The 17,888-nt window shown below is 34.4% G+C and carries 12 protein-coding genes; all 12 read right to left on the bottom strand.

What is annotated here, in order from left to right; genetic code table 11:
* Nucleotides 1-89 precede the first annotated feature (89 nt).
* Nucleotides 90-1,685: a response regulator transcription factor gene (locus tag ACTNDN_RS17500; RefSeq protein WP_441131635.1), complete on the bottom strand. Its 1,596-nt coding sequence runs from the start codon at nucleotides 1,683-1,685 to the stop codon at nucleotides 90-92.
* 109 nt (nucleotides 1,686-1,794) lie between these two features.
* Nucleotides 1,795-3,570, bottom strand: coding sequence for a sensor histidine kinase (locus ACTNDN_RS17495; RefSeq protein WP_081836622.1), 1,776 nt, complete (start codon nucleotides 3,568-3,570; stop codon nucleotides 1,795-1,797).
* Between the two features lie 241 nt (nucleotides 3,571-3,811).
* Nucleotides 3,812-4,417 carry a YesL family protein gene (locus tag ACTNDN_RS17490; RefSeq protein WP_441131634.1) on the bottom strand — a complete coding sequence of 202 codons (606 nt, stop codon included), beginning with the start codon at nucleotides 4,415-4,417 and terminating at the stop codon, nucleotides 3,812-3,814.
* Entirely contained in the window at nucleotides 4,414-5,994 is a 1,581-nt protein-coding gene (locus ACTNDN_RS17485; RefSeq protein WP_441131633.1) for a glycoside hydrolase family 43 protein, read from the bottom strand. The genes ACTNDN_RS17490 and ACTNDN_RS17485 overlap by 4 nt, the downstream gene beginning before the upstream one ends.
* A gap of 29 nt (nucleotides 5,995-6,023) precedes the next feature.
* Nucleotides 6,024-7,160 carry a glycosyl hydrolase family 8 gene (locus tag ACTNDN_RS17480; RefSeq protein ID WP_441131632.1) on the bottom strand — a complete coding sequence of 379 codons (1,137 nt, stop codon included), beginning with the start codon at nucleotides 7,158-7,160 and terminating at the stop codon, nucleotides 6,024-6,026.
* Between the two features lie 68 nt (nucleotides 7,161-7,228).
* Nucleotides 7,229-8,110: a carbohydrate ABC transporter permease gene (locus ACTNDN_RS17475; RefSeq protein ID WP_349204980.1), complete on the bottom strand. Its 882-nt coding sequence runs from the start codon at nucleotides 8,108-8,110 to the stop codon at nucleotides 7,229-7,231.
* Between the two features lie 16 nt (nucleotides 8,111-8,126).
* Nucleotides 8,127-9,083 carry an ABC transporter permease gene (locus ACTNDN_RS17470; protein ID WP_349204981.1) on the bottom strand — a complete coding sequence of 319 codons (957 nt, stop codon included), beginning with the start codon at nucleotides 9,081-9,083 and terminating at the stop codon, nucleotides 8,127-8,129.
* Nucleotides 9,084-9,202: 119 nt separating this feature from the next.
* Nucleotides 9,203-10,867, bottom strand: a complete 1,665-nt coding sequence (locus ACTNDN_RS17465) for a sugar ABC transporter substrate-binding protein (RefSeq protein ID WP_441131631.1) — start codon at nucleotides 10,865-10,867, stop codon at nucleotides 9,203-9,205.
* A 344-nt stretch (nucleotides 10,868-11,211) separates the two neighbouring features.
* Nucleotides 11,212-12,555, bottom strand: coding sequence for an NCS1 family transporter (locus ACTNDN_RS17460; protein WP_441131630.1), 1,344 nt, complete (start codon nucleotides 12,553-12,555; stop codon nucleotides 11,212-11,214).
* Nucleotides 12,556-12,620: 65 nt separating this feature from the next.
* Entirely contained in the window at nucleotides 12,621-13,868 is a 1,248-nt protein-coding gene (locus tag ACTNDN_RS17455; protein WP_441131629.1) for a hydantoinase/carbamoylase family amidase, read from the bottom strand.
* A gap of 33 nt (nucleotides 13,869-13,901) precedes the next feature.
* Nucleotides 13,902-15,668, bottom strand: coding sequence for a hydantoinase B/oxoprolinase family protein (locus ACTNDN_RS17450; protein WP_441131628.1), 1,767 nt, complete (start codon nucleotides 15,666-15,668; stop codon nucleotides 13,902-13,904).
* 21 nt (nucleotides 15,669-15,689) lie between these two features.
* Complete coding sequence (locus ACTNDN_RS17445) at nucleotides 15,690-17,762, bottom strand: hydantoinase/oxoprolinase family protein (protein ID WP_441131627.1); 2,073 nt, start codon at nucleotides 17,760-17,762, stop codon at nucleotides 15,690-15,692.
* Nucleotides 17,763-17,888 lie beyond the last annotated feature (126 nt).

The raw sequence follows: 17,888 nt of genomic DNA, 5'->3' as shown, positions 1-17,888 counted from the left end.
GATTACTCCTATAAAAAAATCACTACTTTGTTGCCATAAGCCCAATAAAGTAGTGATTTTTTACGATTTAAAATAATACATAGTATTCTTTACGCTTCCTTTATACTTCTAGACGTAACACGATACTTTCGAGGCGTTACCTTCTTAACTTGTAGAAATTTTTTTATAAAGTAATCTGGATTTTGGAAGCCTATATTAGTTGCTATTTGATAAATCCGATCATCTGTTTGTTCTAATAGCTGACATGCCTTTTCTATTCTATATTCATTTAGATAGTCTTTAAACGCTATCCCATACTTCTTACTAAATAATTGACCTAAATATACACTGTTTATATTATATTTATCTCCTAATTTCCTCAAACTTAACTTTTCCATATAACACTCTTCAATATCCTGTTCGATTTTCACTAAGATATCTTTAGAAGAGGAATTCTTGATACTATATAAATAATGGGCAAAAGTTAAGGAGTAGGTTAAAAACTCATCCATCGAAATTTTCCCTGATAACAGATTTTTCTGATCATGAATAAAGAGGGAGTATTCATCATCAGAAAAATGCTTATTGCTATTCTTATTCCATAAGTCTGATAGTTGGTAAATTAATAGAGTTAGATTGTTTTTTATCAATTGAGGATGTAAACATTTCTGATGAAATTTATCGTATATTTGCTCAATAACACTTTTTATTCTTTGTTCATTATTTTCAGTAATGCTATTAATATATTGATTTATCCATTTTTGGGACAAGTGATATTGCTCTAAAGAAAAGGTAGGTAATTTCTTGCAATCGATTATTTCTTTATCTGCACAATAAAAATATTCATATTCTTTTCCTAAAACTACATTATTATAGGAAGCGTTAATGTCTTCTATATTTTCTACTGTACTTCCAATATATATTTTCACCTTGAACGGCACTTCACTCATTAATTTTTTTTGAAGTTTTGCTAGATAATTCGTTCTATAGACCTCTGAACGTAAGCATTGCCATATAACGCTTACCGAGAATTCCATATTTGTATTTTCTATATCATAAAGAATAAGAAAATTCTCTTCCTGTACCATATTTTCTAATACACTATATAACCTATCTCTCCATTTCTTTTTTTGTTCTACTGTAACACGTTCCTGTTTATTTTCAGGCACGACATCCATATTAATAAAGGTGTAGTTTTTAAATTCCCCATGTCTACCCTTGATAAATTCAATATCCTTTGATGTAAATTTATCATATAAGATATTTTTCATATGATAATCAACAATTGCTTTATTCTTTTTCTCTTCCTCTTTTTCTTTTCTCTTTAGTAACATAAATCCTTTATTAATCGTTTCTAGTAAATCAATTAACTCTTTTTCCTGTATTGGCTTTAGCAAGTAATCTGTGACCTTATATTGAATCGCTTTCTTTGCATATTCAAATTCATAAAATCCACTTAAGATTACAAATCGTATCTCCTTATCAACGCTTTTCTTTACCTGTTTAATTAATTCTAGCCCACTCATAACAGGCATTTTTATGTCAGTCAAAACAATGTCAAGTTCATGGTCTAAAATAATTTGAAGAGCATCTTCTCCATTTCCTGCTTCATAACAAATTTCAAAACCGTAGTTCCCCCAGTCAATCATGACTTTAATTCCTTCTCGAATATATGGTTCATCATCAACAATAAGGACTTTTAACATTATCATTCCTCCTAAAATGATCTTTCGCATGCCAACTGGATTGTGAAAGAAACAATGAATCCCTAGAAGCTCCCAATACGATACCTTCCAATTCATTATGAGAGATTTTCTATATAATTGGTAGCTTAATACATACTTCGGTACCATTATACATCTGACTTTCCATTACTAATTCTACCTCCTGTTGATAATGCATTTTCAAGCGTAAATACGCATTTAAAATCCCTGTGCTTTCTTCCCAATTGGATGTTGTTATATCATTTTTCTCCAGACTTTCTTTTATTTTCATTAATCTCTTTTCATCCATACCAATTCCACTATCTAAAATTTCTATATAAATAGCTTCGTCTTGTTTAGAGACGATAATACTAATTTCCCCGCCATCTTTCTTTTTCTCAATTCCATGAATACAAGCATTCTCCACAAACGTTAATATCAGCATCTTTGGAATATAATACGCCTTACACTCTTCTTCCACATAGATGGAAAAATTCAATCTATCTACAAAACGATATTTTTGAATATTCAAGTATCTTTGTACATATGCTATTTCTTCCTCTACAGTAACAAAATAAGAATCGCTCCATTTCGTCATTCTTCTAAAAAGGAGTGCTAATTCATTAATAACAGTTGCACTTTCTTTATCACCATTTAATAAATTCCTCATGCGAATACTATCTAGTGTATTATATAGAAAATGTGGGTTTACTTGGCTTTGAAGAGCATTCAACTCCGCTTTCGTTTTGGCTAGCTCTATTTTCTGCTGTTCTCTTTCTTTCTTATATACTTCACCTAATAATTCATCAATCTTCACCACCATGAAATTATAACTCCGTATTAAATCACCTATTTCATCCTTTCCTTCATTGATATTTATTCTTTCGAATATCCCTTTTTCTACTTTTAATAAGTGTTGTTCCGTGAGAGCAATTCTATCTTGAAACGATTTATTAATGAGCAAAATAATAAGTGTGGGAAACAAAAAATTGAAGATGATTAACACAAGGAGTACAGTTTTCTTGTTTTCAATTAAATCAAAAATATTCGTTTGATTGTTAGATATATAGATATCCCACCGATCATTAATCGCTAGAAATGAATCGGATAGATTAAAGGCAGGCTTTTCATTTGATTCTAATGGACGAAACATTGCATTCTTATTCTCCGAACCATGATTGCTAAATATAATCTGATCCTTATAGGCTATTACAATAGTATTACTTAGATCTTCATTTTTGATATTTGCTAATAATCGATAATAATTAATATTTATTTTTACAATACTTTTATATCCATTGTTCCCATTTGGTAATTCTCTAATAAAACTAATCGTTCGACTTGATTCTAACTTTGGAGGGAACTGCTTATTTTCCTCATAATAAGGATATAAAATCATGTTTTGGTTATTTTCTTTGTATATTTTATACCAATCCGTGTTCTCGACCGCTCGCAAATCCCAAAAAACCCCACCGTTAACAATAGTTGGATTAGTAGTATATATTTCTATACTTTCCAAAGCTTGAGATACATAAAAACTATTAATTATATTTTCTTGAATAAGAGATATATAGTTACTATAATAATCTACATTATCCTTATATTTTTTCTGAAGAAATTCATTAATCTTCATGTCTCTACTAATATAATTCGATACTTCCGTAATCTCATTTAGGCTTTCGTTAAGATGATATTTCATCCGTTCTATCGTAATTTCCATTAATTTATTTTGTTGGATATTCTCATTTTCTCGAATGGAATGAATAATGATTAAATTGGTAAGAACGATAGGAATAACGACAGCTAATAGATAAATTAAAAACATCTTTTTACTTATTTTAATGTTATTCAGTAGCAAAGCAAGCAAGCTCTTTTCCCATCCTTCCAAACCAAGCTCCACACATCATGCAAAGCAAAAAGGCTACTATCTATTGCAATCAAAAGTAATAATGAACAATAGCACCTATTATATTTACATCTTGATTGTAAACGCTTTCTATAACCTATATTCTACCATTCTTTTCCCATTAAAATATAGAGATTTTTCAATAAAAATCATCTTTACTATGAATCCATGATATTCAGTTATATCATCACTTCTTTTACCTTTTTTTTGCATCAATCTCTTATTATTTCTCTAGCAAATAGCTAGAAAATATTTTTTCCATATAGCGACCGACGTTATATGCGAAGAAAGCAGGAAGGATTACAATTAAGATTGGTAATAACCATATACTAAATATAAAAATCACAAATAGTATTAAAAAAAATAGTGATCTAGGCAAATTGCTAATAGCTAATATAGCTGCATTTTTCCAAACAATTTTTAATGGGGAGTGAAACCTTGCTATATAGGAAATAGCATAGATAAAACAACAACATAAAAATGGAATAAGAAGAAGAAAAAATGTTTGCCCTATTATAGCTACTATACTGCCATTTGCCTGTGCTCCTAAAAATAGGCTATTGTAATAAAACACAGAAATAGCAGTAGCAAAAAACAACCAAGTAATAGTAGCCTGTTTAAAGCTACTTTTCATCGCTTTCCAAAATTGCGGAAATATATATCCCTCTTCCTCTCTAACAGCATGATGGGCTGCATAATACAATGCAGCCGTTGATGCTCCAATCGTAATGATAGGTAAGGAGAAAACTGCCCAAAGAATGCTTAAATATAATAAATTGGCTATCTTCGTCAATCTTCTCATGTATATTCCATTCATTAATCTATTCATGCAGTTTCACCTTTTTTTGTTTCCTGTGATTCCGCTTCCATGTTTACTTGCTTCAACCATTGAAAGTCTGCATAACAACTGTTTGTTACATCCACTTTACTAGTAACATAGACTCCCATGGTACATCCAACAAACCCTCCTGCTATCTCCGTGCTTAGGAAGTGTGCGTCTATATTTTTTGCCACTTCTATATCTTTTCCATCCTTAGAATAATAGAAATGTAGATTTTGACAATCACCTTTAATGTTTAAGATTAGACTATTAGAGTCCTCTACTACTCGTGCCTCCAGCCTATCTTCCCCGTCATAATTTGTTATGACTCTTAATTCTCTTTGTCCATCAAATAACCCCGCTACAAAGCGAATAGAGTAACGATCATTTTGAAGAATCACAAGCCCAGCTTCATCTCCATTATGCTGCGGGACAAAATCAAGCTTAGTTGTAAGCGTATACCACATTGATTGTTGTCTAACACCTATATACGAAGGAGACGCAATATCAGCAATCGTATGTTGTGAAGCATATATTCTTAACCAGCCATCTCTTTCATCAAAAGCGTACTTTTCCATATTCGGATTTCTTAAAAATAATAGTCGCTTATCTAAAGGTTGTTCCAATTGAATTTGTGGATTTAGCGATTCTACTGGAGAAAGTGGAAGTTTGTGCTCCTGCTCTTGCTCGAGCCTTCCTACTCCTGGATTAACTACTGGCCAATCTTTTTCCCAAATCACCTCTGCTAAAAAGGTTTCTCTTCCTAAATTGCTATATCCTTCAAAAACACGACTAGCAAGACAAGTCATATACCAGCTTCCATCAGATGCCTCAACCAAGTCGCCATGTCCGACATTCCTTACAGGATAATTACTTCCTAGGTGCCTATGGGTAAGAATTGGATTACATGGATTCCCTATATACGGACCATCAACTTTCTTACTTCTTGCAATCGTAACACAGTGATCAAATCCAGTGCCGCCTTCTGCAATCATTAAGTAATAATAACCGTTCCTTTTATATAAATGAGGTCCTTCTGGCCAAATTGCATCCCGCAATGCGCCTTTCCAAAGTTTTGTACTGACTCCTACTAATTTCATGGAAGATAGATCTAATTCCTGTAGCCATACCTCCCAATCCCCATTGTAGCGAACTCCTTTAGGATTAGGTCTAGTTCCCACGTAATAGCACTTTCCATCCGTATCAAAAAACAAACTTGGATCGATTCCCTCTGCTCCATCTAAATAATATGGATCTGACCAAGGTCCTCTTGGATCAGTGGCAGTTACAATAAAGTTACCACCTTTTGGGACATTTGTGGTTATCATATAGAAAGTACCATTATTGTATCTGATGGATGGAGCAAAAATACCTTGAGAATGCGTAACATCTGCTAAAGGAAGCTTTGATTCTCGCTCTAAGATATTTCCAATCAGTTCCCAATTAACAAGATCCTTACTATGATAGATGGGAACACCTGGAAAATAAGAAAATGTAGAAGTTACTAAATAATAATCGTCTCCAACAACACAAATAGATGGATCTGGCGAAAATCCTTTTACAATCGGATTCTGAAAAGTTTGCACTACTAATCATCCCTTCTTATTATATAAATTTACCAAATTCTAAAATTTCCACTTAACGCTAAAAATGCAAAGCTATAAAGAAAGTTATCATAATATCTGCGATTTCCTGTTCTAAGGGGTGTGTTCCATAGCTTTTCTACACGTTCTCTTGCATAGTCGTATTTCCTCTCTGTTGCAAGTGAAGCCATAGCATTTGTTGCCAATAACCCTACAGGATGTAACACCTTCTGCTCTACTTTTGTTCCATCTATGGCGTAGACATAATCTTCTTCTCCTTTAACTGTTTCACAAAAGAACTTTTGGATATTTGCCACACAAATTCTTAGCTTTTCCTCTTTCCCAAACCATTCATAATCAAGACCAATATTAGCCGCCACTTGATACGAATCGCTGTAAAAATGAAAATGCTCACTGTCATAATAAGGATTCCCATCATAATCAGCATACTCTGCTGTAAGACCTGTGGCAGGATGGCACGCCTTTAATAAATAGCTTCTACTAGCTTCAGCAGCTTCCTTCCAAAAGTCGCGGTCCTCATCATTTGCCCAGATGGAAAAGAGTTCGTAAAAGTGAGGCAAATGATAGGATGGATCAGAGTATTCCACTTCTGGAATAAATTTAATGAGTTTATTTTCAGGATTCCACATAGGAAAACCATCATTGTTTTCTCCTTTATGAATATGAATACAATGGTGTAAAATATCTTTGGCTTGCTCGGAGTATTGAAAAATTCCTCTGCCATCTCCCCATCGATGGGAAGCAAAGAATAAAGCCATTGCAAAATATTCCTCTCCATCTGGAGCTGGACCGTAAGCATTTTTTACTCCTTCGGGTGAAACAGACCAAGCAAAATAGTTTGCATGAACTCCCGAATCCATCCACATATACGTTTTCGTCCATTTCCATAATCGATCAAATACTTCCTTTTGATCTAATTGCACACTTAGCATCATGGCATAGGACATACCTTCTGTTCTAACATCATTATTTCCTGTGTCCACAACGTATCCCATCTCGGTATCCGTCTCATTATAAATACGTTCATCATCTTTTCCAAAAAATAATGTTTGCCAAATCAGTGCTAAACGATCATTAATCTCCTGTTCCTGATAACTATATTTTGCAAATAAATTCGTATATTCCCCGGTTTGAAACGCTTTTCCCATACTAATCTACTGAACTATCACTCCCTGATAGTCAAGTAGTGTCACCTCCACTATTTCATTTTTAACTATTATTCTTTTACTCCACCTATTGTTAATCCACTCATAAAATACTTTTGTAAGAATGGATAAAGACAGACAATCGGCAATGCAGTAATAATTGTTGTAGCTGCTCGGATTGATGTAGGTGTAACCATTGAAGACGAGTTTTTCATAGAATCTACATTTGCACCTTGACTCGTCACAGATGAAAGCAGTTTCATTAATTCATATTGTAATGTGGTCAATCTGTCATTAAATCCGTTATATAACATGGCATCGAACCAAGAGTTCCACTGATATACTGCTATAAATAATGCAACAGTTGCTAAAACTGGTTTACACAGTGGCATTATAATACTTATGAATATTCTAAAATGCGATGCCCCATCCATTTTGGCGGATTCTACCAAACTCTCTGGTAATCCATTAATATACGTACGGATGACCAACATGTTAAATGCACTGATCATTCCTGGGATGATATATACCCAAAAACTATTTAACAATCCTAATTTACCCATCAATAAATAATTGGGAATCAAACCTGCATTTAAATACATGGTAAAGATATAAAGCAATGTGATAGATTTTCTAAATACAAATTCCTTTCTACTTAAAATATAAGCTAAAAGAGCTGTTAGAAATAATTGGACGATGGTAGCAATTACCGTTCGGGAAACAGTAATTATAGAAGCTTGAATAAGCGAATCTTTTTGGAATACAGTGATATAGTTATCAAGTGTTAATTCTCTTGGAAAGAGGTAAATTCCTCCTTTAATCGAATCTAATCCGTCATTAAAGGACACTGCTAGCGTGTTTAAAATTGGGTAAAGTGTTGCAAGAATAAAAAATAGTAAAAAAATCCATTTGAGTATATCAAAAAGAACATCAGAATAATAGACCTTTTTCATCGCTCTCGATCCTCCTTTAAAATAGTCTTTCTTCTCCTGCCATTTTCGCTAAATGGTTGGCAATAAAGATTAAGGTAAGACTAATTATTCCATTAAATATTCCAGCAGCTGTAGCTAAAGAATAGTTATTTAAGCTAATTCCATATTTTAAAACAAAGATATCAATTGTTTGCGATACCCCTTGAACTAATCCATTTCCTAATAGATATTGAACTTCAAATCCAGCATTCAATATATTTCCAATATTAATTAATAAGAGTATAAAGATAGTTGGTTTAATACCTGGCAATGTAACATGCCAAATTTTTCTTAAGCGATTCGCTCCATCAATAGATGCAGCTTCATATAATTCATCATTAATGGATGCCATTGCTGCTAAATAAATGATGCTTCCCCATCCAGTTGATTTCCACACATTCGCAAAGCCTACTATCCACCAGAAGTATTTAGGGTCTGCAAAAAAGTTAATTGGTGTATCAATAGCTCCAAATAGTAATAATAGTTGATTGATAATTCCTGTTTCAGGAGATAATACTTCCATTACAATTCCTGTAACGATAATCCAGGATAAAAAGTGAGGAAGATATGACACGGTTTGCATAAACTTTTTGACCGTTTTATTTCTTACTTCATTTAATAGAATGGCAAATCCAATTGAAAAAACAAATCCTAGCACAAGGTTTATAATACTCATTGCTAACGTATTACGAACTACATGAATGAATGTTGGATCGGAAAAAAGAAATTTAAAGTTGCTTAACCCCACCCATTCTTGATCCAATATCCCTCTTCCTGGCCGATAATTTTGAAAAGCCATTAACCAACCACTGAGGGGGGCGTAATAAAAAATTAATGCATAAATAACAAAAGGGATAGACAGTAACACTAATTCCTTTTGTTCTCGACATTTCTTAAATAGTTTTTTTAATGAACTTACCTTTTTGGGAGATGGCTGAACGACAGATTCTAACATCACCGGTTTCTCCTGCTGCAACGTTAACACACACCTTTCATTAAAACGAATTATTTGGGAAAACGCCCTAAATTCTAGGCCGTATCCCCAAATAATTCGTTATCTAATATTTTTATTTCTTAATTAGTAGATTCAGCCACTTCGATTCTTCGCTGTACTTCCTTCGTTAAGGCATCTTCATATGCCTTAACATCTACTTGAGAATCATAAGCATCCATATAATCATTCCATGCACTTTCAAACTTATCTGGTGATGTCATAATAACTTTCGGTAACCACTGTTGCTTTACTTCCGTCATTTTTTCTTTTGAAATTCCTTCTGGTGTGCTTGCAGTCCAACCATTAGTTGCTGAATAGATCGGATACCAAGGTGCATTTTCCTCCACTGGTGTTAAGAAATCCGTCCATTTTTTATAGCCATAAGCATCTAGAATCTTTCTATCCAAATCAGATAAAGTGGCATAGAATTCATCTGGTTGCTCCCCAGGCGAAACAGCATTGATTCCGTCTTCCATCATTCCACCGTAAGTTGGGAAATAATTATAATCAGAAAAATTATTTGTTACATAATTCTGATCTTTTGCGTTATTACGTTGCTCTTCTGTACGATAGAATACTCCTTTATCATCTACTTCATAATCAACACCTTCGTCTCCCCAAGTTCTCATAACCATTACCTCTGGATCAAGTAAGTCATTTAAGAACTTCAGCGAGCCTTCCACATCCTTATTACTAATGCTAATACCAAGACCATTTGCAACATTTAATGTTGGTGGGCTAAAATATTGTGGTGTAACACTTTCATCTAAAACTAAATCAAGGGGAACATAAGTAAGATCCTCTAACCCTTGTGACTTAAGTGAATTTTCAGCATCCTGGAATTGCCAATGTTGATCAACCATTCCCAATACACGCCCAGAAGAAATTTTTGCAATATATTGGTCATAAGACATCGTAAAAGTCTCTGGATCAATTATTCCATTCGCAAATTTCTCACTAAGTATTTTGTAATATTCTTTTGCTTCAGGGATCTTATCATAAACTTTTGCTTCCTTTGTTACAGGATCAATAACGGCAGCTCCATCATTCGGATATCCAGCTAAAAATTGCGGTGGGTTTTCTAAACAGAAATATCTCCAATCATCAGACAAAATAGAAAAGCCAATATTCTTCTGTCCATCATCCAAAGTAGGATTTTCTTTCAAATAGCTTTCAATAAGGTCAAAATATTCATCTAAAGTGGTTATTTCTGGATAATCAGCCCATTCCAAAATGCGTTTTTGGATCCAAAATGCTTCATCATTATGTTGTACAGCCATATTTTCCCCTTTGACGATACCGAATTGAGGAATAATGTAGATATGACCATCTTCATTTCTAATTTGATTCCATTGAGCATCTGTATACAAATTTTTAATATTTGGATAATCGTCTAGATAGTCTTCTAATGGAATTAATGCACCAGCATTAATTAACGCGGCTGTTCCATCTGAACCATCAATGAAATCAGGATATTCTCCTCCTGCAATCATTACACCGATTCGTTCAGAAGCTGTTTGTCCTGTTAACCAGGTAACATCTGCCTTTGCTCCTATTTTTTCAGCAATTTTATTCATCATTCTATTATCATCAGGCAATTCCTTACCAGGAACAGCCATAAATGCAGTAAAGGTCTTTATTCCATTTTCGTCCACATTAGATGATGTTTCTTTATCAGATTCGCATCCTGAGAGCACTAATAAACCTATTAAAAATACAGATAAAACGGATATTATCTTCTTCATTTTTACACCCCCATATAAAATTTCAGATAATAAAATTAATAAAGGCTTTCATTCAGATAAAATAAAAAATAGGACTTTCTTATCCTCCTCCTTTTCCTAATCACAAAGAAAACGCTTTCTTTACATTCTTACCATAACAAATGTAAGCGATATTTTCATCCATACATTCTATAGAGATTATACTAATTTTGGGGGATATATTTAATTTGTCTTATTTTTTTGGGGTGACTTCATTGAGAAACACGAGAGGTTAATAAATTAAATAAAAAGAACCCTCAGATTATACCTCTGAAGGCTCTTTTTATTTAATGCGCTCTTTATATCATTTATTCATTAAAATCTCCTTATACCTTCTCTATAGAAGTAGAATTTGGTTGTATCTTATATCCTGGAATATATCTTGTTCCTGCCCAATAAAGAATTGCACTAAGAGGCATGCTTACCATCCATGCTATGGAAAGGAAACAGATTCCAATTACTCCGCCAATTAGCATGGAACCAATTCCTAACCAATTGTACTTTTGATCTTTTTTATATAAATCATCAATGCGATAATTTTGATTATGAACAATATAGTAATCTGTTAGGAGAATGCCGAGTAACGGTCCTAAAAAAGCGGAATAAAACGCAATAAAAGTATTAAAGGATGAGCTTGAGACTAAAATCCATGGGAAAGTTGCAATACTTAATAATCCCACTAAAATTACCGCTGTCCCCCACCTCATATTAAATATTTCCATGATTACAAGTGCTGGGGGTTTGATATTTATCGTTAGATTGGTTGTAAACTGAGCTATAATAATAAATACCATCATAGCGACCGCTACAATTGGATTTGGAATAACCGATACAATCGCTTGAATTGGATCCCAGATTCCTGTTGCAGCAGCAGCTAATATTCCAATGAACATCATTATAATAAACATGGGAACTATTCCAAAAAAATGGCCAATTAGGTTATTTTTCGACTTATTTTCAAGATATCTGCTTAGGTCCCCATTGTTAATAGCTGCTGTAATCAGTACTCCCACTGACGCAGTAATTGCGGCAAAAAACGGCATTCCCCAAGAACCAGCATTATTTTCCCAACTATTTTGCATGTTTAATCCTCCAACTTTTATAAGCTGAATAACAATATAAATTAGAAAACCGAGTACAACAAATGATAGGATAGAATCAAACCATTTAATGGAATTCATACCCGAAAAAGCTATAATCGTTTGCATAATTTGAAAAAAAATGAAATATAACCATATATTGCTGTAACCCCATATCAAGTCCGTTATATAATTCGTAGCACTTGCACCAATCCATGAACCAATTCCGTACCAAAATACTGCAGGTAAAACTCGAATGAGAGAAGCGATTCTAGCACCGTTATAACCAAATGCTGACCTCGCCTGAACAATAAAAGGAATTCCATATTTCAATCCTGGTTTAGAATTTAAAACAAAGACAATCCAAAGGAAAAATGCGGATATAACTGTGACTACTCCAGCCTGAAATAAATTCAGACTGCCAACTGGCGGTAGGAATGATTGACCTACCATAAAAATTTGAATAACTACCATTGAGGAAATCCACATCATTATATAAGTAGATAACCCAAACATTCTTTTATCATTTGGAATAGGATTTAGTGATTCTCTTCTGGAACTTTGTGTAAGACTGGAACTATTATTTGCCATGTTTTCACCATCTTTCATATATTTACAAAGAGGGGGAGAGAGGTCTCCACCCAATTTTTCATTGCTTAAATGTATTGCAATACTGCTTTTAGCATTATTTCTGTTCCAATTGCAATATCTTCTTTTGTTGCACTTTCCTCAGGCTGATGGCTAATTCCCTTTTTACATCTAACAAAAATCATTCCTATATCCGTTATCTCAGACATTAACATGGCATCATGACCAGCACCGCTTACCATAAGAGGTATATCCATAGCAAGGGTTTTTCCAATCGTATTAAATACTTCAATAATTTCTTCTGAACAAGCTACAGGATCAATTTCAATATTAGTTTTGACTTTATAAGTTAACCCATATTCCTGACATATCACTTGTAACTTTTTCTCAATATCAGCAAATACTTTCTTTTTTCTAGTAAGATTAATATCCCGCAAATCCAATGAAAACTGGACTGCTTTTGGAATAATATTACTTCCTCCAGGGAAGGATTGGATAATTCCAATAGTTCCAACTGTTTGCTGTTCCCGCTGGCTTCGACAAATTTCATTTATTGCTTGAATAACTTTAGCTGCTCCTGTCATTGGGTCATTCCGTAAATTCATCGGTACTGTTCCTGCATGCCCAGGGGTTCCTTCAATAAGAATCGTGTACCAAGACAAACCTGCTATTCCTTTTACAATGCCCACTGGATAATTATGAACATCTAGGTAGGGGCCCTGCTCAATATGCATTTCTAAATACAGCTTTAAATCTTCGACCTTTCGAATCGATTCTTTATAACGTGCTGGATCAATTCCAAATCCAAAGTCTTTTAAAGCATCATATCTAGTTTTTTGATGATCATTTGTTTTTTGAAAATCTTCTTCTGTTGCCTTTCCAACCATTCCACGACTTCCAAATAAGCCATCATTAAATTGAGAACCTTCCTCTTCGCAAAAGGCCACTACTTCTATTGAATGGTCATGAGAGATGTTATTTGAATGAATATATTGGGCAATTTCTATCCCCGCCAATACCCCAATAATTCCGTCATACTTTCCTCCGTTTCTTACTGAATCAATATGAGAACCTATCATGACAATAGGGAGATCTGGATTTCCTCCTTCTTTCCGACCAATAAAGTTTCCAAAATGATCATGATAAACAGTAAGACCTGCCTCCTCCATCCATTTTTTCACAAGCATTTGTGCTTCTTTTTCCTCCTTACTCAACGCCAATCTTTGTACTCCATTCTGATTCGTCTTGCCTATTTCTCCTAGTTCCATAATTCTTGAATAGATTCTGTTAGCATTCACATAAGCTAGCGATTGCATTTCTACACTCCTCATTTTTAGATAAAGTAATATTTATTGCGCTCTCCTTCTTCGTGCCATTGTCTTTTCATAATCTACTGTATTTGATTCGGTAATGTAGACTTTGTATTCTTCTAGGACCACATCAGCACTTATATATCCGTCTAGAAAATCTGCTAGCACTTTTTCTGGATCCCTTTCTACCGGATTACCGTATCCACCTCCACATGGACCTACTAATTGAATAGTACTTCCGGCCTTCGCAGAACGATTCGGCAATTTTGAAGGTAACTTTATCGTGTTATCCGCTGAATCTTTAATAGATAATCCGCCAACGCTTCCATCCTCTCCTCCGTTAAAACCCCACGGAGCAAATTTATGTCCATCTGCTTCAACAGAGAAACTTCCATCTTCAAGAAATGTGATTTCACGGATTGACCCAATTCCACCTCTCCATTTTCCTGGAGCACATCCTGTGTCTCTTAATTCGTAGCGATTAACTCTTAAAGGATAATGGGTTTCAATATCTTCAATTGGATTATTTCTCGTATTTGCATATAAAGTATCTACAGCGTCCATTCCATCTTTACCATAACGCCCACCATAGCTTCCTTCCATAATGTCCATATAAACCCAATAGTTATCCTCATTAGCTATCCCACTAAAGGCAACTACCTGAAGATTTCCAATACCTGCACTAACTTGTTGGGGGACAATTTGTGCTAATGCTTTCATTAAAGTATCTGCTATCATATTTCCTGAAGTAAAACGAGCAATTGTTGGAGCTGGAAAAATTGGATTACATAATGTACCTTTTGGTGCAATTATCTTAATCGGTCTAGATAATCCAGAATTTTGCGAAAAATTACCATAAATAGTTGAATCCAATAAAATGGATCGTAATGTTAAATAAACAGCGATATCGACTGTTCCTACTAAAGGCATATTGATTGGTCGGTCTGCCACTTGAGGAGAAGTTCCTGTTAGATCAACTGTTAATTCACTACCACTTACCTTTACGTTTACACATATTTTTAAATCTTTTTTGTCCAGATCACTACTATCCAAATATCCATCTAAAAAACCTTCTGCTTTGTATTCGCCATCTGGTAATTTAGAAATTGCATCTCTCATCATATTTTCTGAATAATTCATTAATTCATCACTTGCTGCATAAATGGTTTCTTCCCCAAATTTCTCTATCAATTCAACATATCTTGCTGCTCCTATTTTTGCAGAGGCTATCTGAGCTTCTATGTCTCCTACAACCATCTTTGGTGCACGAATATTATCCATTAACATATCCCAAACATACCGATTTTTAATACCTTTTTCGTATACTTTGATTGCTTTAAATTGCAATCCTTCGGCATATGCGTCAACCGCATCGACAATTCCACAGCTACCTGGAGTGGAAGCCCCTATATCTAAATGATGTGCTGTTGTAACTGAAAATCCTATAAGTTCTTCTTGATAGAAAACAGGAATACAAATCCCAATATCTGGTCCATGAGAAGCTCCATGATAAGGTGAATTATGCATAATGATATCTCCACTGCTGAAGGTATCATCTCTTTCTTCCATAATTTCTCGAATTCCTTTCACATAACCTGGAATTGGACCAGATTGAAGAGGGGTACTATGAGATGATTCACATAATTGATTGCCATGAATATCAACTAAAGCACATCCAAAATCTTCTGACTCTCTGATGATACTGGAATAGGACATACGAGCAAGCTTATGTCCCATCTCAACAGCAACATTTTCTAAAGCACCTAGTACAACTTGCACTGTTATTGGATCTATTTTTTTTACCACTATTTTCGCATCCTGCATAATTTAAACACCCACCTTAATAATCATATTTCCAAATTCTTCAATAACCGCTGTGCAATTCGGAGGAATAACTGTTGTCGTATCCTTTTGTAAAACAATACATGGTCCTTGAAATTCTACTCCAATAGGTATTTGGTCTCGTTGATAAAATTTGGTTTCTACTTTTTCCAATTTTCCATCGATATTAAAAATCGTTTCACCTATTTTTAGAAGCGCATCATCTAATGTATAAAGATGGTCTATTTTTTGTTTTTTAATCTTAGGCATGGAACCAAACCCAGTCACGCGAATATTGACAATTTCAATTGGGATATCAAGGAAGCTATGGCCATATTCTAATTTATGATTTCTATGAAACTCCTTTATCACTGTTTCAATTGTTTGCTCATCTATTAAACCAATAGGGAATTCAACTCGAAGTTCATATCCTTGACCAACATAACGGCAGTCAACACTCCGTGAAATCGTAATTTGATTTTCCGAAACTCCATCTTCTATTAATCTTCTTGTTAATTCTTGCTCTAGTGAACCAAAATCTTGATTAAGAACTGAATAATCTACCTCTGAGCTCAGCATAAATTCTGTTTTAATAACGTCATATTTTAAATCCGTTGTTAATAAACCAGTTGCTGAGTTAATTCCTGGATATAGCGGAACAATCACTTCTGGTATATTTAAAATTTTGGCAACATCTACTGCATGAAGAGGGCCTGCTCCCCCAAATGCCACTAAAGAAAACTCTCTTGGGTCTTCCCCTTTTTGGACCGTTTTTTCTCGAATAGCATTAGCCATATTGTTATTCATTATTTGAAGAATTCCTTCGGCTGTGCGTTCTCTACTTAAATGAAGTTTTACTGCCAACTCATCAATTACTTGATATGCAGCATTTTTATAAATTGGCATTTCACCGCCGAGAAAATTCTCCTCATCTATTCTTCCTAAAACAACATTGGCATCACTAACAGTTGGCTTTATTCCTCCATGACCATAACATGCTGGTCCTGGACGTGAGCCTGCACTCCGGGGTCCAACTTTAAATGCACCACCTTCATCAATAAACGCAATACTTCCTCCACCAGCTCCAATCGTGTGTATATCAATCATTGGAACCATCACCGGATACCCTGCAATCCAAGTATCTCGTGCCGATGATTCGCTATACGTATTATCTTTAATGATGCCTATATCAGCACTTGTGCCTCCTACATCAAAAGTAATTATTTTATTTCTTTTCGTTACCTGCCCTGACCATACTCCTCCTAAGATTCCAGCTGCTGGGCCGGATAATAAAGTATTTACAGGTTTTTCTGAAACTGTATGAGGGGTTGCGACACCGCCATTTGAACACATAATATGTAGCTCAGCTGGTATGCCAGATTCTTTTAATCGTACTTCTAGATTCTGAATATAATTCTTTACTTTTGGACCAATAAAGCCATTCAGAGAGGAAGTTGTAAACCGTTCAAATTCTCGAAACTGAGGGGAAACATCAGAAGATATCGTTATAAATGCTTCTGGATATTCCTCCTTAATTATTTCTTTTACTCTTCGCTCATGCTGAGGGTTAATATAGGAAAATAGAAAATTAACAATAATCGAATCTACTCCATTTTCTTTTAAATCATTAACAGCTTTCCGTACTTCTTCTTCCTCTAATGCAACTATGACTTCGTTCTTAGTTGGCCCCATTCTTTCAGCTATCGCCACCCTATGTCTTCGCTGTACCAAGGGCTTATCTTGCCATGGGATTTCCTGCATAATGGAATAATTTTGGGGGCGTTGGTGCCTACCTATATGAATAATATCTCTATATCCTTTGGTCGTAATCATCCCTGTTTTAGCCCCATCGTATTCTAGTACAGCATTAGTTGCAATAGTCGTCCCATGAAACACATGATTAATTTCAGCTTTGTCGATAAAATAGCGTTCACATAGATCAAGAATACCTTGAACCACTCCTGTCGACGGATCTTCCAACGTAGTTGGAACTTTATGAATCACTGTAGTTTGTTTATCTGTGTCATTGAAAATTACATCTGTGAAAGTTCCTCCTACATCTACACCAAATAATTTCACTAGTCTTCACCCCTATTTTTTTTGAAGAAACTATAACCTGAAATATTCATAGCACTTTAAAAGATGCACGTTTTTCTAAAATGCAGGTGAGAGTTTTCTATCTTTTTATAAGATTGAACATTTTCT

Origin of the sequence: Niallia sp. HCP3S3_B10 (assembly GCF_052064465.1) — a bacterium.
GTDB lineage: Bacteria > Bacillota > Bacilli > Bacillales > Cytobacillaceae > Niallia > Niallia hominis.
This window is presented reverse-complemented; position numbering and strand designations above follow the sequence as displayed.